16 protein-coding genes and 1 tRNA gene are annotated in these 17,691 nt (G+C 34.4%); 10 read left to right on the forward strand and 7 right to left on the reverse strand.

Annotated features, from left to right (window positions below; all coding sequences use genetic code 11):
• Positions 1-7: 7 nt before the first annotated feature.
• Both EF514_RS00005 and EF514_RS00010 read right to left on the reverse strand, forming a co-directional pair.
• Positions 8-889, reverse strand: a complete 882-nt coding sequence (locus EF514_RS00005; RefSeq protein WP_127722536.1) for a DegV family protein — start codon at positions 887-889, stop codon at positions 8-10.
• 141 nt (positions 890-1,030) lie between these two features.
• Positions 1,031-3,061 (reverse strand): urocanate hydratase, encoded by a 2,031-nt coding sequence (locus EF514_RS00010; RefSeq protein WP_127722543.1) that lies wholly within the window; start codon positions 3,059-3,061, stop codon positions 1,031-1,033.
• Positions 3,062-3,335: 274 nt separating this feature from the next.
• On the opposite strand from EF514_RS00010, the gene hutI reads away from it, so the two are divergent.
• Entirely contained in the window at positions 3,336-4,601 is a 1,266-nt protein-coding gene (hutI, locus tag EF514_RS00015) for an imidazolonepropionase (protein WP_127722545.1), read from the forward strand.
• A gap of 99 nt (positions 4,602-4,700) precedes the next feature.
• Positions 4,701-4,777, forward strand: a tRNA-Arg gene (locus EF514_RS00020).
• 191 nt (positions 4,778-4,968) lie between these two features.
• Here EF514_RS00020 and EF514_RS00025 read toward each other — a convergent pair.
• Entirely contained in the window at positions 4,969-5,253 is a 285-nt protein-coding gene (locus EF514_RS00025) for a hypothetical protein (RefSeq protein WP_127722547.1), read from the reverse strand.
• A 161-nt stretch (positions 5,254-5,414) separates the two neighbouring features.
• Between EF514_RS00025 and EF514_RS10700 the strand changes: the two genes are divergently transcribed.
• The 3 genes from EF514_RS10700 (at position 5,415) to EF514_RS00030 (ending at position 7,880) form a co-directional block, all read left to right on the forward strand.
• On the forward strand, positions 5,415-5,564 hold the full coding sequence (locus EF514_RS10700; protein WP_164845500.1) for a hypothetical protein: 150 nt from the start codon (positions 5,415-5,417) through the stop codon (positions 5,562-5,564).
• A gap of 626 nt (positions 5,565-6,190) precedes the next feature.
• A complete protein-coding gene (locus EF514_RS10705) occupies positions 6,191-6,364 on the forward strand; it encodes a hypothetical protein (RefSeq protein ID WP_164845501.1) in 174 nt (57 codons plus the stop codon).
• Positions 6,365-6,479: 115 nt separating this feature from the next.
• A complete protein-coding gene (locus EF514_RS00030) occupies positions 6,480-7,880 on the forward strand; it encodes an aldehyde dehydrogenase family protein (RefSeq protein ID WP_164845502.1) in 1,401 nt (466 codons plus the stop codon).
• A 215-nt stretch (positions 7,881-8,095) separates the two neighbouring features.
• On the opposite strand, the gene EF514_RS00035 is transcribed toward EF514_RS00030, so the two are convergent.
• Both EF514_RS00035 and EF514_RS00040 read right to left on the reverse strand, forming a co-directional pair.
• Entirely contained in the window at positions 8,096-8,704 is a 609-nt protein-coding gene (locus EF514_RS00035) for a LexA family protein (RefSeq protein ID WP_127722551.1), read from the reverse strand.
• 158 nt (positions 8,705-8,862) lie between these two features.
• A complete protein-coding gene (locus EF514_RS00040; protein ID WP_127722553.1) occupies positions 8,863-10,407 on the reverse strand; it encodes an AbgT family transporter in 1,545 nt (514 codons plus the stop codon).
• 284 nt (positions 10,408-10,691) lie between these two features.
• Between EF514_RS00040 and sdaAB the strand changes: the two genes are divergently transcribed.
• Genes sdaAB through EF514_RS00055 form a run of 3 tightly spaced genes read left to right on the forward strand, consistent with a single transcriptional unit; the run spans position 10,692 to position 13,472 of the window.
• A complete protein-coding gene (sdaAB, locus tag EF514_RS00045; protein ID WP_127722555.1) occupies positions 10,692-11,360 on the forward strand; it encodes an L-serine ammonia-lyase, iron-sulfur-dependent subunit beta in 669 nt (222 codons plus the stop codon).
• Between the two features lie 3 nt (positions 11,361-11,363).
• The gene (gene sdaAA, locus EF514_RS00050) at positions 11,364-12,236 is read left to right on the forward strand and encodes an L-serine ammonia-lyase, iron-sulfur-dependent, subunit alpha (RefSeq protein ID WP_127722557.1); all 873 of its coding nucleotides are present in this window, start codon (positions 11,364-11,366) and stop codon (positions 12,234-12,236) included.
• A 15-nt stretch (positions 12,237-12,251) separates the two neighbouring features.
• Positions 12,252-13,472 carry a dicarboxylate/amino acid:cation symporter gene (locus EF514_RS00055; RefSeq protein WP_127722559.1) on the forward strand — a complete coding sequence of 407 codons (1,221 nt, stop codon included), beginning with the start codon at positions 12,252-12,254 and terminating at the stop codon, positions 13,470-13,472.
• Positions 13,473-13,496: 24 nt separating this feature from the next.
• On the opposite strand, the gene EF514_RS00060 is transcribed toward EF514_RS00055, so the two are convergent.
• Both EF514_RS00060 and EF514_RS00065 read right to left on the reverse strand, forming a co-directional pair.
• Positions 13,497-14,231, reverse strand: a complete 735-nt coding sequence (locus EF514_RS00060; RefSeq protein WP_127722561.1) for an acetyltransferase domain-containing protein — start codon at positions 14,229-14,231, stop codon at positions 13,497-13,499.
• Entirely contained in the window at positions 14,224-15,072 is an 849-nt protein-coding gene (locus EF514_RS00065) for a deoxyribonuclease IV (protein ID WP_127722563.1), read from the reverse strand. Before EF514_RS00065 ends, EF514_RS00060 begins: the two co-directional genes overlap by 8 nt.
• A gap of 140 nt (positions 15,073-15,212) precedes the next feature.
• Here EF514_RS00065 and EF514_RS00070 point away from each other — a divergent pair, with 140 nt between their 5' ends.
• Positions 15,213-15,902 carry a response regulator gene (locus tag EF514_RS00070; RefSeq protein WP_127722565.1) on the forward strand — a complete coding sequence of 230 codons (690 nt, stop codon included), beginning with the start codon at positions 15,213-15,215 and terminating at the stop codon, positions 15,900-15,902.
• 2 nt (positions 15,903-15,904) lie between these two features.
• Positions 15,905-17,683, forward strand: coding sequence for a HAMP domain-containing sensor histidine kinase (locus EF514_RS00075; RefSeq protein WP_127722567.1), 1,779 nt, complete (start codon positions 15,905-15,907; stop codon positions 17,681-17,683).
• Positions 17,684-17,691 lie beyond the last annotated feature (8 nt).

Genomic DNA, 17,691 nt, shown 5'->3' on the forward strand with positions numbered 1-17,691 from the left:
ATTATATTTATTCCAAATATTTATGAAACTTTTCCGGTATCTCCTTATCCAAATATCCTGCTCCGGCTATATCAGGTCCCGTGTGGGCTCCTATGGCACATCCCAATTGCTGAGGCATAATATTAATCACCAAATTTTCCTCCAGCAACTTTAAAAAGGGTTCAATTGCAGTAATTTCTTCTCCATATATAGGAAAGATATAATCATAGGACCTACTTTTTTCTATAGAAGTCTTTATTATTTCAAGCATTCTCTTATAGGCTTTGTGGTTCCCTCTGGATAATTCTTTAACTTGTAATTTCTTATCTGTAACGTCTATTAATGGTCTTATATTTAAAAGTTTTCCTACAGAACGTGCTGTCCTTGAAACTCTTCCTCCTCTATATAAGTACTCCATATCTGATACTGTAAAAATGTGTTTTATGTTTTTAACTAAAAAATCTAAAAGTTCCACCAATTCATTAAAATCAGCTCCATTTTTAGCAGCCATAGCCGCATAGTAGGTTACAAGTCCAAAACCCACTGATGCTGATTGAGAGTCTATTGAAACCATTTCTCTATTAGGGTACTTTTCTTTTATACTTTCTATTGCCAAAAGTGAATTGCTATATCCACCTGTAATACCTGATGAGAGAGAAATATATATGAAGTCTCCTTCCTCGGCAGCCTTTTCAAAACTTGTCAAATAATCATACATGGGGATTTGAGCAGTTTTAAAATCTTCCCCCAGTCTTTGTTTTTTAAACAGTTCGGTATTTTTTAAATCTAAACCGTCTCTATATTCTATTCCTTTATTAGTTACTATTATATTAAGGATATCTATATCAAATTTTTCTACAACTTCTTTAGGCAAGTCGCAACCTGAATCTGCAATAATTTTTACTTTCATTCTCCAACCTCTCTTTACTTCATATAATTTTATACTAACAGGTTGCATTTTTCTATGACTTTTAAAATAATTAGAAATTTTTTAGAATTATTAAAACTCAAAAAAGGAAGGCTAGATGCCTTCCTTAAAATATTTTATATCTTACTTTTCAAATACCTTTGCAACTGATTTTTTAACTAAATCTTCATCAGCTAAATAAGGAATAGTAATGTGAGCTTCGTCTTCGTGTTTCTTGTTAAACTCAATTGATGTTGACATTGCATTGTCATTTCTTGCCCAGTTACGTCTTGCAACTCCACCAATTACGTCCCAGCTCATTGAAAGTTTGATTATTTCATCAACTCTTTCTGAACCGTCAAGTACTAGTCCGAATCCACCGTTAATTGATTTACCAATACCTACTCCACCACCGTTGTGAAGAGCTATTAAACTCATTCCTCTTGCAGCGTTTCCGGCATAACATTGAACAGCCATATCAGCAGTTACGTTTGAACCGTCTTTAATATTAGAAGTTTCTCTAAATGGAGAGTCAGTTCCAGATACGTCATGGTGGTCACGACCTATCATTACAGGACCAACTTTTCCTTCTCTTACTAACTTGTTAAATGCAAGCGCAATGTTAACTCTTCCCTCTTCGTCTTGGTAAAGAATTCTAGCTTCAGTTCCAACTACTAATTGGTTCTTTTCAGCATCTCTAATCCAGTTATAGTTATCTCTATCTTGGTATCTTCTTGTAGGATCAATTGCTTCCATAGCAGCGTGGTCAGTAGTTACTAAGTCTTCATGTTTACCGCTTAAGCAAACCCATCTAAATGGTCCATATCCGTAATCAAATAGAAGAGGTCCCATAATATCTTCAACATATGAAGGCCAAATAAATCCGTCTTTATCGTCTACGCCGTTTTTAGAAATTTCCTTAACACCGGCATCGTAAATAGCTTTCATAAATGAGTTACCGTAGTCAAAGAAATAAACTCCCTTAGAAACTAATGATTTAATTACGTTATAGTGTCTTACAAGTGTTTCATCTACTAATTTAACGAATTGATCGTGATCTTCTCCAAGCATTCTTGTTCTTTCTTCAAAAGTAATTCCTGCTGGACAATATCCTCCACCATATACGTTATGGCAAGAAGTTTGGTCGGAAAGAAGATCTATATGGAAGTTATGCTCATCCATGTACTCAAGCAAGTCAACTATATTACCATGATATGCAATTGACATAGCTTCTTCTTTTTCAAGGTATTCCTTAGCTATTTCACAAGCTTCTGCAGGAGTTCTAGCAAGTTTAGAAATCCAACCTTGCTCAAGTCTGGTTTCAATTCTTGAAATGTCAACTTCAGCTACAATTGCAACTGCATTTGCAATTTCTCCAGCCTTACCTTGAGCACCACTCATTCCGCCAAGTCCTGATGTAACGAATAACTTTCCTCTTAAATCTCCCTCAGCCGGGATACCTAGCTTTAATCTACCAGCGTTAAGAATAGTATTAAATGTTCCGTGAACTATTCCTTGAGGTCCAATGTACATCCAACCACCAGCAGTCATTTGACCGTAGTTAGTAACTCCCATTTCCTCAGCAACTTCCCAATCTTCAAGGTTATCATACTCACCAATTAATAAACCGTTTGTAATTATAACTCTTGGAGAATTTGGTCTTGATTTAAATAGTCCAAGCGGATGACCAGATTCAACTACTAAAGTTTGTTCTTGAGTCATTTCCTCTAAATATCTCATAATTAAATTGTACTGCATCCAGTTTTGGCAAACTTGTCCTGTTTCACCATAAGTAACTAATTCATAAGGATAAAGAGCAATTTCAAAGTCAAGGTTGTTGTCAATCATAACTTGGAACGCCTTTCCCTCTATACAATTTCCCTTATACTCGTCAATTGGTTTTCCGTAAATTCTTCCCTCAGGTCTAAATCTGTAACCGTAAATTCTTCCAGTAGTAGTAAGTTCTTCTAGGAACTCAGGAATTAATTCTTCATGGAATTTTTCAGGAATGTATCTTAGTGCGTTTTTTAGAGCCACTTCAGTTTGTGCTTGAGATAGACGGAATCCTCTATCCGGAGCTCTACGAATTCCCTCTTGGAATTTTGGCATTTCTGGTAGTTCGTCAAATTCAAGTTTAATTTTCATTGAACTTGCAATTTCATTGTTACTAATCATTTTTTATTCCTCCTCTTTATATTAAAATATTCTAATAACTGGTCTTTTGATAACATCTTACTTATTGTCCGTCTTTAAATTGTCTACTCATATAAATTTATTATTTTAATTATTTTCCACGTAATTGCAAAAGTTTGCAAATCATTTTAAATTATTTGACACTTATTAGATATTAGCTCTTTATTATGATTATAACAGTATTAGTGATATAATTGTAGTTGAATGGGTAAAATTACAGTAAATATTAATTTGAAAATAATAATAGGAGGTTATAATGGCAGCTAATAAAATATTATATAATTTAAATGAAATTTTTTGTCCAGTAGACCCTGGCCACCCTTTAAAAGGTGCTGAAATGAACGAAGCCAAAATACTGAAAAACGGTTATATTGCCATAGCCGACGGAAAAATTTTAGAAGTTGGAGAAGGAGAGGTTCCTAAAAACCTTATTGACGATAAAACAGAAATGGTTGACCTAACAGGTCGTATTGCAACTCCAGGCTTAATCGATTGTCATACTCACTTGGTATACGGCGGAAGTAGGGAAAATGAATTCGCTAAAAAATTAAACGGAGTTTCCTATATTGACATATTAAAAGAAGGTGGAGGAATTCTTGCAACTCAAACTGCAACTCAAAAAGCTTCTTTTGAAAATCTATACGACAAATCCAAAAAACTACTTGAGCATATGATGTACCACGGAGTAACTACAGTTGAGGCAAAATCAGGTTACGGTCTAGACTGGGAAAATGAAAAGAAACAACTTGAAGTTGCTAAAAAACTAGACGAAGATATGCCAATTGATTTAGTTTCCACTTTTATGGGAGCTCATGCAATACCTAAGGAATACATTGACAATCCGGATGCCTTTATTGATGAAGTAATTGGAATGCTTCCAAAAGTAAAAGAGGAAAATCTTGCGGAATTTGTAGATATATTCTGTGAAACCGGAGTTTTTACAGCTGAACAATCCTATAAACTGTTAAAGGCAGCTCAAGAACAAGGATTTAAAACACGTATCCACGCTGATGAAATCGACTCTATTGGCGGAAGTGTTGTAGCAGCAGATTTAAAAACTACAAGCGCCGAACACTTAATGGTAATAACTGATGAAGATATTAAAAAGCTTGCAGATGCAGGAGTAATCGGAAATTTACTTCCGGGAACTACTTTTTCATTAATGGCTGAGCAATATGCTCCGGCTAGAAAAATGCTTGATGCAGGTATGGCTATAACTTTAACCACAGACTCAAACCCGGGTTCATGTCCTATGGCAAACTTACAATTTATAATGCAACTTGGATGTCTTGCTATGAAACTTACACCAATTGAAGTTTATAATGCAGTTACTATAAACGCTGCTTATTCAGTGGCAAGAGCTGATAGAATCGGTAGTTTAGACGTTGGTAAAGACGCTGATATAACTATCTTTGATGCTCCGAACTTAGACTACACACTTTATTTCTTTGCTACAAACCTATGTAGTGAAGTTTATAAAAAAGGTGAATTAGTAGTTAAAGATCGTCAAATAGTTAAATAAAACTTTAGGAAATTTTTAAAGGGCAAAGTGTAACTACATTTTGCCCTTTATTTGACTTTGAATTTATATTATAATAAAATACATCAAGTTATTAAGTAAGCATGCATAGCTCAGTAGGATAGAGCGACGCTCTCCTAAAGCGTAGGTCGGGGGTTCGACTCCCTCTGCGTGCACCAAGTATAAGTGTATTTTCCTAAGTGGTTCTATATCGTTGGAAAATACACTTTTTATTTTTATGTATCGTTGCATTGCGCTAGCATTACACAGCAAATAAAACTCCAAAATAAATGTAAAAAATATACATCCAGCATAAAAGTATAGAAGATAAAATAAATCTAATCCAAGATACTAAAACAATCTCCCTTAATTACAAAATATAAAATTTAATTGTTGCAATTACTATTATTAATAATATCAGTTGAAGGGCAAATAGCAGCAGAGGCATTCGTTTTAATATTTCTCTCTTTATGATGCCATACAATATTACAAAAATAACATAGCCAATACATATGTAATATAAAAGTTTAAACCATTTTATATCAATATTAACTATTGATTTACTCAAAAAAACCATTGCTTGAAAGATTAAAATCAAAAGACAGCTTAAGATTAAAAAAACATATATCCTTTTATTTACTTTTTTATTTGCCATAACATTCACTCCAAACTAACCCTAACAATTAATAATTTAAATAATTTTATATTCTCTAGTAAAAGTACCTGCCCATAATATATAGTTCTATTAAATTTCATTGATAAGTCTTTATATGTAACTTATATAATAATATTCTATTTTAAAATACCGCTAAAGTTATGCCACGCTACATTAAAATTGGAGGTGATACTGTGTTTGATATTTATACCCTTAAAAATTATTTAAATAACGAAAATGCAGGCTTTGAAATTATAAATCGTTCTACCACTATATTTACACTTAAAGATGCTAAAAAAACTTCGATATGAGTAAAGCAGCTCCAACATTAACTGTAGAATGTGAAAATCAACTTATGTCATTAATTACAACATCAAAATCCAAAGTTGATCTTGATAAATTTAAGAAATAGATTACAAAATAGGTTTCATCCCTCTAGTCGCTCTTAATATTCCCTGTATCTTTAATAATGATCTCTTAGTCTTAAACTATATCTATAGTGAAACAGGAGATGAATTTTGTACTTTAAAAATCAAACCTCATAATGTGAACAATCTAAATAATCTAGTATATATTTTTAATGGCGATTAAAATAAACCTGAGGAAAAAGTTAATCCTCAAGCTTGTTGTTTTTAACTTCTTAATTTAATGAGTTGCTTTCTTTGTATTGTTTTCTCTATCTATCTTCTTTTCATATAAAATTTTCTTTAGCTTTCCCAGTAATTAATATATTTACTATTAGAAAACTACAAAGGTATTTATTATAAATTCTGTTCCTAATTTAAGCTACTATATCCATAAGTTTACTTCTTTAAAAAATAGGAATTTCAAGTTACTCTTAAATGCGAAATTTTAAAAATTTTAAAGCCATTAGCTCTCTAAAGTTTGTAATCAAGCGTTTTTCAAGCTATAATTATTATAAGGATAGGTGATTATTATGAAAAAGAAAGAGAGGATACAGACGTCTTTTAAGTTAGATGCTCAGGTGTTAAAAGAGTTGAAAATATACTGTATAAATCATAATACTACCATGCAAAAATTAATAGAGGACTATATAGTTAATTTATTGAAAGAAGAAGGAAATCAACAGCTGTCAATGTTTAAATCTTAGAGTTTTCTTTCACAGATTAACTTAGATTTATATTAAATTTTTATGCCATAACTCTTTTCATTTCTCAAAACTTCTTTTAATGGGTATATATGGAAAAAAGAATGGAGGTCCTATTTTGAAAGATTATAATTTATATATTAATGGAAAATGGATTCCCTCACAAGGCAATGACTTTATAGAGGTTGAAAATCCTGCCACTAGGGAAATCCTCGCAAAAGTGCCGGCTGCAACGGAAAATGATGTTCTACTTGCAATAAAGGGCAGCAAAAGCAGCTTTCCAATGTGGAGTAAGACCGACCCCTTAGAGCGCTTAAACTATGTAAGAAAAATCTATGACTACCTTGTTAAACACAAAGACGAAATTTCCAAAACACTTTCATTGGAATTAGGTTGTCCTCTAAGTTTTGGAAAGAATCGCCATGTTGAACCCTATCTTGCTAATATTGAAAATTACTTTGAAATTGCAGAAAATTATTCCTATGCGGAAGACAATAAGGATTTTAAAATCTACAGAGAACCTGTAGGTGTTATAGCTTGTATAACACCGTGGAATTATCCCTTCGGTCAAATTGTAAAAAAAGTAATTCCGGGACTGTTAACGGGAAATACGATTTTATTAAAGCCAAGTAAGAGAACTCCTCTTACAGCTTACTACTTTGCAGAAGCGGCTGAATACGCAAAACTTCCTCCGGGAGTGTTTCAACTGTTGCCGGGAAGAGGCGGAGAAGTGGGAAATATTCTTGCAAGAGACAGCGATGTGGATATGGTAACTTTTACAGGCTCCACTTCAGGCGGTAAAGAAATCGGAAAGCTGGCCTTGGATACAGTTAAGAAAATCACCTTGGAGTTGGGCGGAAAATCTGCGGCAGTTGTACTTGAGGGAGCTGATTTAAAAATGTCTTTGAAAAAGGTATTGGACACTGTATATTTAAACGTAGGCCAAACTTGCTCCGCTAAGAGCAGATTAGTTGCTCCCAGAAGTCTAAAGCCAGAAATTGAAAAACATTTAATTGAACTTACAAAGAGCTATAAATTCGGTAATCCCGAAGATGAAAGTACAGATGTCGGTCCTCTGCAATCAAAAGCCCAGTTTGAAAAAGTAAGCAGATATATTGAAATAGGAAAAGAAGAAGCTAGATTACTATATGAGGGTGAGATTCCTAAAGGTGAAGGATACTATATTGGACCTGTAATATTTACAGATGTAGCTCCTAAATCAAAAATAGCACAGGAGGAAATCTTCGGTCCTGTACTCTCTGTAATTTACTATGATACTTTGGAAGAGGCTATTGAAATAGGAAACGACAGCATCTACGGCCTTTCAGGTATGGTATTCGGACCTGAAAAAGAAGCTCTGGAAGTTGCAAGACAAATCCGCACCGGACAAATTCAAATAAACGATGGAGTCTTCAGTCAAAATGCTCCTTTTGGCGGCTATAAGCAGTCCGGTCTCGGTAGAGAGGGAAGTAAGTACGGTTTTGAAGAATTTTTAGAAATTAAAGCAATATTTATGTAATATAAACCCATAGCAATGCTGTGGGTTTATATTGTCTTCTTATTGAAATACTTTTAATCCCGTTTTTTGCTACCTATTATAAATATTAAAATTATAATTACAAAGGGCGCTGTAAGTTTATAGATATATGAACTTAAAATAGTCCCGCCAAATACAGGTTCCTTTATTCCCCGTGGAACTAAGCTAGATTTTATTTAAGACAAATAAATCTATTCTTAAATTTTAACTCTAATTTCTACAGCCACTCCGATTATTTCCACAGACAATTCCTTAATTTCTTCATTGCTGTAAAAATGAGGCGGATATACAGAAGTGTTATAGCCTATAAGTTCAATTCCCTCTTTATACTTCTTTACTTGTTTTAATGTAGCTATGTCATCTCCTACTAAGACTATTGCCAATTCACCATTTTCACAGTCACTTTGTCTTTTTACAATTGCCACATCGCCATCTACAAAACGCGGCATCATACTTACTCCCTTAATTCTAAGAGCAAAAAATTCTCCTTTATCCTGCCATTCACTGGGGATTTCTTCATAACCTATTATCTCTTCTCTTGAAAAAATTTTACTATTCCTTGAAATAATACGATATAGGGGAATTTCAACTGTCTCCCTTTCCCCTTTTTTATTTAAACCCAATAAGTACTTTGGTGATACTTCTAAAATTTTCGTAAGTTTAATTAGTTCTTCATCTCTTATTGCCCTGCTGCCCTTTTCAATTCTATTCATTACACTTACGCTTATGTCCATTTTTTGCGCCAAATCTCTTTGCGTTAAATTTAACTCTTTTCTCTTGCTTTTTATTCTGTTTTCTATACTCAAGCTCCCACCCCTTATCCCTTTTAAATTCTACGCTAATTCTATGATATTTCTAATTTTGAAATTTTTCAACTAAAAAGATAATTTAAACAATAAAAACACCCTGTATTGAAATTTATTGTAAATCAATACAGGGTATTTAACCTTGTCAATTTTTAATCTTAGATAAATAATGGAGCTTCAGGTCCTACAGGAAGTCCAATTAACATCCAAAGTATCATCATAATTGTCCAAGAAATTAAGAATGCCATTGAATAAGGCAACATCATTGAAATCAAAGTTCCAAGTCCGGAATCTTTTTCATATTTTTGCATAAATACAACTATCATTGCAAAGTAACTCATAAGCGGAGTTATTATATTAGTAGAAGAGTCTCCTATACGGTAAGCCACTTGCGTAAGTGCCGGATGAAGTCCCAACTTGTACATCATAGGCACGAATATCGGAGCCATTATCGCCCACTTTGCAGAAGCTGAACCCATAAAAAGATTTAGGAAAGCTGCCACTAAAATAAACAATATAATTAGCGGTATTCCCGTAAGTCCTATACTTTCTAAAAATTCCGCTCCCTTTACTGAAACTATAACTCCCAAGTTAGTCTTCCCAAAGAATGCCACAAACTGAGATGCAAAGAATGCAAGTACCATGTAAGCTCCCATGGATTCCATTGCACTTGTCATAGCTGTTACCAAATCATGCGTTGTTTTAATTTTCCCAACAGTCTTACCGTAAACATATCCGGGAACCAAGAATAAAAGTAAAATCGCAGGAATTAAACCGTTGTTTAGGAAATTATTTAATTTCATTTTACCTGATGCTTCATCTAACGCTCTAAATACTGCATTTTTAGGGAACATTAAGAAAGCCATTATTGCTACAAAAATTAAAAGTGCTATTAAGGCATTTCTAAGGCCTTTATTTTCCAACGGAGTAACTTCACTTCTGTCAGGCTCATATTCACCTGTATAAGTACCTAAATTCTTTTCTACTATTTTGTCAGTTACAAATGTACCAACTATAGTAAGTACAAAAGTTGAAACAAATAGGAAGTACCAGTTACAAGTAGGCGCCAACACCATGTCTATTCCGCCTGCCTTTAAAGCTTCATTGGTAATTCCTGTAAGTAAGGGATCTGTAGTTCCAAGCGCCAAGTTTGCAGAGAAACCGCCTGATACTCCGGCAAAAGCCGCTGCAAGTCCTGCAAGAGGGTGACGTCCCGCCATTGCAAATATCATTGCCCCTATGGGAATAACTACAACGTATCCCGCATCAGATGCAATATTTGACATAATACCTGTAAATACTACTATAGGTGTCAATATTTTCTTATTTGCATTTAAAAGTAATTTTTTAAGAGTTGCATCAAAAAGACCAGTCCATTCAGCCACACCAACTCCCAGCATAGCTACAAGCACTGTTCCTAAAGGAGCAAATCCCGTAAAGTTTGTCGTTGCAGAGTTGAAAATATATGCAAGTCCCTCTGCATTGAAAAGTGATAATGCACTTACAGTAACCTCTTCAGCCGCCTTAGCATCATAGTAGGTTACAGTTGTACCCATTCTTGATACTATTTCGGAAGCTATAATTACTACAACCGATAAAATAACAAATAATATTGCCGGGTGTGGAAGCTTATTTCCAATTCTCTCAACGCCCTTTAAAAAGCCTCCTACTTCTTGATTATTTTTGCTTTGTCCTTTTTTCATAATTCAAACTCCTCCTCGACTAAAGTATACTATAAATTTTTATTTCCTTGCAATCGTTTCTTCAAAAGGTAGTAAGAATATACATTAATTTACTTAGGTAAAGGAATTATTTATTTCCTCCTTTATTCTTTCTCTATATTTGCCGAAAAATAGACTATAGAATTTACCTAAAGGACCTGTTAAATTTATTATTTTTTTACTTATCAGCTCCCTTTGTTTATTGCAATGAATGTGAATTTACTGTATTATAATGTAAGTATAAATATTTTGAGGGGGTTTTGATAATGGTAGAATATAGTGCTTTTGATGTACTTGGTCCTATAATGGTCGGTCCTTCCAGTTCACATACTGCTGGAGCTTGTAGAATAGCCAATACAGCACAGAAAATTTGTGGCAACGATTTCAAGTCCGTTGAATTTCTTCTCCACGGTTCCTTTGCACTTACATATAAGGGCCACGGAACGGATAAGGCTTTAGTTGGCGGAATTATGGGATATGAACCTGATGACGATAGAATAAGGTCTTCTTTTGAAATTGCCAAGGAAAAAGGAGTGGACTTTAAAGTAAAAACAGTTAATCTTGGAGAGGAATACCATCCCAACAGTGTAAAGGTGGTTTTTCACTTTGAAGACAAGCCAGATGAATATGTAATAGGTTCCTCCATAGGCGGTGGAGCTATAACCATAGTAAATATCAATGGAATTCCCATTGAATTTAGAGGAGAATTTTCCACACTTCTACTTAAATACAACGAACAACAGGGAGTTCTCTCCTTTGTATCTTCCCTTTTAGCTGAACGTAACTACAATATTGAGTCCATTAATACGGAAAAAGACAAATTAACTGATGTAGTTACTTTGACCATTGAAATAGACAAACCGCTTACAGAAGATTTAAAAACTGCAATTTTAGATGACGATAGATTTTTAACTACAAAATATGTGGAGGTGTAATATATGTACAATACTGCTAAGGAGATTATAGATACTTGTAAGGAAAAGAATTGTCATATATATGATTTGGTTTTAGATGAAGAGATGAAAAGATCTAAAAAAAGTGAAGCTGAAGTAAGGGCACACCTTGATGAAATTATAAAAGTTATGACCGATTCCGCTTTGGAAAACTTAAATAAAAAAAATACTACAAGGTTTCAAATGACTGACGGCTTTGCACAAATGTGTAATAAGTATCAGGAAAATGAAGAACCTATAATAGGTAAGTTTTTAATGAAGACTATGGCTATGGCCTTTTCCACAAGTGAAGTAAACGATGCTATGGGAAAAGTTGTAGCGGCCCCTACTGCCGGTTCATCGGGAATTATGCCCGCTACTATTGTAGCTGCTAAGGAAAAGTATGATTTGGATAATGAAGTTATTCAAAACGGACTATTGACTTCTATTGCAATTGGGCAGATAATAGCTAAATACGCTACTTTCGCTGGCGCAGAAGGTGGCTGTCAGGCAGAATGCGGTTCAGCTTCAGCAATGGCTGCAAGCGCTCTTGTATCTATGCTTGGCGGAACACCTGAACAAGCTCTTCACGCAGCAAGTATTACCTTGGTAAATATCCTTGGACTTGTATGCGATCCTATAGCCGGACTGGTACAGTACCCTTGCACCTTTAGAAATGCTTCAGGAGTAATTAATGCATTTATTTCAGCTGATATGGCACTGGCTGGGGTTACATCTTTAGTTCCTTTTGATGAAGTTACTCAAGCAATGGGAGAAGTAGGACGTGCAATGCATGAGTCTTTAAGAGAAACAGGTATAGGCGGACTCGCAGGCACTAAGACCGGCAAGAGAATAAGAAGAGAATTCTTAGAAAAATAATAAGGAGCGATTAAAATGGGAGAAACAAAAAAGAAATTTAAGTTAGGACTCATTCCCAAGTTAATTATTGCAATTATACTTGGTATTCTAGTTGGTTCCTACTTACCGGAAATGGTAACTAAAATAGCTGTTACTATTTCAGCAAACTTCGGCAAATTTCTTAACTTCATAATACCTTTAATGATTATTGCCTTCGTAACTAAGGGTATTGCCGATTTATCAGAAGGAGCGGGAAAATTACTGCTTGTAACTGTTTTGTTGGCTTACATTTCAACTTTAATAGGTGGCTCTTTGTCCTTCTTTATGGCAAAGACAATTTTCCCTAGTTTCTTAGATCCATCTATGGTTGAACAAATTCAAAGTGCAACTGAGAAAAATTTAACAGCTATATTTGAAATACCTCTGGAACCTATTATTGATGTAACATCAGCACTGGTACTTGCATTTCTACTTGGTCTATGTGTTTCAATTTTAAGACAGACAGGTTCAGGAGACGGTTTTTATAAGTTGATAAATGAATTTAATGAAATTATTAACATGGTACTTTCAAAAGCAATCATACCTTTACTTCCATTGTTCATTTTCGGAAACTTTACAAATATGGCCTACTCCGGTTCAGTATTTGCAATACTTCAAATATTTATAAAAATATTCGTATGTATTATAATACTGCACATACTTTATATTTCAGCCATGTTTATAGTGGCAGGAGCATATACGGGAAAGAATCCTTTTAAAGCAATTAAAAATGCATTCCCTGCATATTTAACAGCTGTTGGTACTCAATCCTCTGCTGCAACTATTCCTGTAAACGTGGAATGTAACAGAAAAATAGGAGTATCTAAACAAATTAGAGAATTTGTAATTCCTCTATGTGCCACTGTTCACTTACCGGGCTCTATGATTACACTTACAGCCTGCGTATACACTTTACTTGAAATGTATCAAATGCCTCATGGCTTTGGTCTGATAATTCAATTTATAGCCATCCTTGGTATTGCCATGGTTGCAGCACCTGGAGCTCCGGGAGGAGCAGTTATGAGTGCTCTTCCATTCCTACCTGTAGTGGGAATTGCAACTGACAGTCCACTGGCTTCAATATTGATAACTCTATATATCACCCAAGACAGTTTCGGTACTGCTGCCAACGTTACAGGTGATAATGCCATTTCAATGATGGTGGAAAAAATCTACTATAAACACATTGTAAAAAGACCTATACCTACAGAAGATTAAAAAAAGAGCCTCAGGGCTCTTTTTTTAAACAAACCTACTTACTATATAAATTACTCCATAGATTACCACTTGGTGTGCTAAGTAGATAATTAAACTTTTCTCACCTATATAGGATAGGATATTCGGTCTTCCCGCCGCTTTTAAATATCCTCCTTTTAAAAGTATAAAGCCCAAATAAAATCCTGCTAAAAAAATTAAAAACCAAGGTATTAAAGGAAAGTAATCAAGAGAAGTAAAGGTGCTATCAGGAAGTCCTATAGGAAATGTATATTTAGAGATATAGAGGATTCTCGGAAGAAAAATTCTATAGTTCCCAAAGCCCAAGTAGCCCCTTGGGAGATTAAAAAATATAAAAAATAAAATAGTAAATAAAACCGCACCTAACTTACTGTTTATTTTTACAAGATACTTTTCTAAAAGGCCTACTAATATTATTGACGCACCTATAAGGCTTAAAATTCCAAACAATACATATTCTTCGGGATTAAAAATATAAGTTATAATCGTAATTATAATTCCCAAAATAAATATTTGGAGCCCTCTTTTTTTATAGTCGCTGTAAAATCTTAAACTCACGCCTGAAACCAATAGAAAAATTACAACAGTGCCTCTTTGCCAAAGACTGATTCCAAAACCTCTAAAAAAATTGATGTCATAGTTAAAAAAATAAACTAAATCGTAAAATAAATGGTAGAGAATCATACTTAAAACCATAAGTCCCCTAACCATATCCAAGTAATAATTTCTCCCCTTATTCATAGTCGTCCCTAAGAGATTTTAAAAGTAACACTTCATCCCTATGCCCCCAATTGTCCAAAGGTGTCTCTAAGTAGAAAGGCAAATTTCTTAAATCCCTATGGTTTATTATTTTTTTAAAGGCCTCTATTCCTAAAGTTCCCTTTCCTATTTCCTCATGTCTATCTTTGTGTGATCCCATTGGGTTTTTAGAATCATTTAAGTGAATGGCCTTTAGTTTTTCAAGTCCTATTATACTGTCAAATTCCTTTAAGACACCCTCTAAATCAGAAACTATATCGCACCCTGCATCATAGATATGGCAGGTATCTAAACAAACTCCCAACTTATCTTTTAACTCCACTTTGTCAATTATTTTTTTAAGCTCCTCAAAACTTCGCCCCACTTCAGTACCCTTGCCGCTCATAGTTTCTAAAAGCACAGTGGTCTGCATCTCAGGAAATAAAATTTTATTTAGAAGTGAAGAAATCTCCTCAACAGCATAATCTATTCCCTGTTTTAAGTGGCTTCCCGGATGAAAATTATAAAGATGTCCCGGAAAGTATTCCATTCTTTTAATATCATCTTCCATTACTTCAAAGGCAAATTCCCTTACATATTCCTTATCGGAACAGGGATTTAAAGTATAGGGAGCATGACAGAGCATTGGACCGAAGGAACTTTCCTCCATTAGTTCCTTTAACCTGTCGGCATCTTTATAGTCAAAGTCCTTAGCCTTTGAACCTCTCGGATTTCTCATAAAAAATTGAAATGTATTTGACTGCGCTTCCACTGCATAATTAAACAGCCCTTCAAATCCTTTGTCCATAGATTGATGAGCTCCTATTATAAATTTATCTTTCATTCTATACCTCTAATTTTTATTCTTGTCTATAGTTATTATAATACCCTAAAAATTAAAAAAATTATTATTTTATGAGCAAATCTGCTACAATGTGTATATGCGAGAATTGAACCTTTGAATATACTGACAAGGAGGATATTATGAACGAAAAAATTCTTGTAGTAGATGATGAAGAGGCGATTGCCGAAATAATTGAATATAATTTAAAAAGAGAAGGATACAGCGTAACTCTTGCCTTTGACGGTAAAGAGGGCCTTGATATTTTAGAAAAGGAAAGCTTTGATTTAATAATATTAGATGTGATGATGCCGAAAATTGACGGTTTTACAGTTTTAAAGGAGCTTAGAAAAAATTTTCGAACTCCTGTAATTATGCTTACAGCCAAAGATGATGAAGTAGATAAAATTCTAGGTCTTGAACTTGGAGCTGACGACTATGTAGTAAAGCCTTTTTCCATGAGAGAATTAGTGGCGCGTGTTAAAGCTATTTTAAGAAGACGCGATTTTGAAGTGTCCAATATTGAAGAGCCTCAAATTATAGAAGCTCAGGACTTAATTATAGACCTTACAAAGTATGAAATTCGTAAAAAGGGAAAGGTTGTAGAGCTTACTTTAAGAGAATATGAACTTTTAAAGTATCTGGCATCCCATCCGGGACAGGTTTTTTCCAGAGAAGTTCTTTTAAATGAAGTTTGGGAATACGGATATTACGGAGATATTAGAACAGTGGACGTAACTGTTAGAAGACTTAGAGAAAAAATAGAGGATAAGGGAAAGGATTATAAATATATACTTACTAAGCGCGGAGTGGGTTATTATTTTGGAGGATAGTCATGTTTAACAGTATAAAGTATAGATTTATAACTATATATTTTCTACTTGTACTCGTATGTATATCCATAGTTGGAGCCTTTATTGTAAATAGACTGGAATTTCAACAAATTCAAAATATCACCGACAATATGAGCCAAAGTCTTACGTCTATTACCAATACCTCCCATTATATGAGCAGTTCCGATTGGAAGGAACAAAGTTTTCAATTTGAAAATACTTTTGAAAGCTGGCAACTTCCTTCAGGAGAGGTTATCTATGCCATAGATGCCAGTGAACCTCCTGTTATTATTGCATCTTCCAATCGAAATAAAAACATACACGGGCAAAATGCTCTTTCCTTTAAGGCAACAGATCCCAGTTTAGTTTTAAAAGGGCTTTCGGGAGAGGAAGCAAATGCCACTATTTCCAATGAGGATTCCGACAAAAGAGAAAAACACATTGTAAAACCGATTTTCACCTCTGAGGGAAATGTAAACGGAATTCTCTATATGACTTCACAACTATCACCTGTATATCAAATAATAGATTATGCAAAGGTGATACTGGGTTATGCCACTGCACTGGCGCTTTTAGTAACTATAATTTTAGGTTATATACTTGCCAATTCCATTACCGAGCCCATAAGAGACCTTACAAGTAAGGCTTCAAAAATGGCAAAGGGCGATTTCAGCCAGAAGTTTGAAGTTAAAAGCGATGATGAAATCGGACAACTGGGCTCCATGTTTAACTACTTAACTGAAGAATTAAATACCACTATAAATCAAATGAATTTGGAAAAAAGTAAGCTCAACACCATTTTTAACTATATGGCAGAGGGTGTAATTGCCGTGGACAGACAGGGGTTTTTAATCCATGCCAATCCCATAGCAAGACAAATTTTAATCTTAGGCGATAATTACCTCTATAAGAAAATCGACCTTACGGAATTAAATATTTCCAATATTAACTACTATGACGACTCCACTCTTGAGGGAGAAAACAAAATTGAAATTGATGACAATTTTTACAAAGTCAAGTACGCTCCCTATAAGAGAGAGGATAACGCCAACTTGGGATTGATTGTAGTGTTACAGGACATTACCAACGAACATAAATTGGATATGATGAGAAAGGAATTTGTGGCCAATGTGTCTCATGAATTAAAGACGCCTATAACCACTATTAAGTCCTATAGCGAAACCCTACTGGAGTCTTCCTTGGAAGAAGAGGAAGTCAACCACTTTATAAGTATTATAAATAGAGAAAATAACAGAATGGAACGTATAGTTGCCGACTTACTGCAACTGTCCAATATAGATTATGGAAATTCCAATTGGCATATTGAAGAAATTGACACCTATTCCGCCATAGGCGAGACCTTGGAAAGTCTTTCACTGCTTATTGACGAAAAGAATCTTTCCATTAAATTGGACATTCCAATGGATATTAAGGACATATTTGCCGATAAACATGCCCTTAATCAAATCCTTATGAATATAATTTCCAATGCGGTGAAGTACAGTAACGCAGATGGGAAAATAAATATTTCCGCCACTTCAAATCACTTTAATGTAAATATAAAAGTTCAAGATAACGGAATCGGCATTCCGGAAGAAGATTTAAATAGAATATTTGAAAGATTTTACAGAGTTGAAAAAAGCAGAAGCAGATCCATGGGCGGTACAGGACTGGGACTTTCCATTGCAAAGGAACTAATTGACGCCATGGGCGGAGACATTAAAATTCAATCTCAGCTAAAGGAAGGAACTACTGTAACTTTGACTTTCAAAGCTGCATAGGTGGTAGT

The organism is Anaerosphaera multitolerans, assembly GCF_004006535.1.
GTDB lineage: Bacteria > Bacillota > Clostridia > Tissierellales > Peptoniphilaceae > Anaerosphaera > Anaerosphaera multitolerans.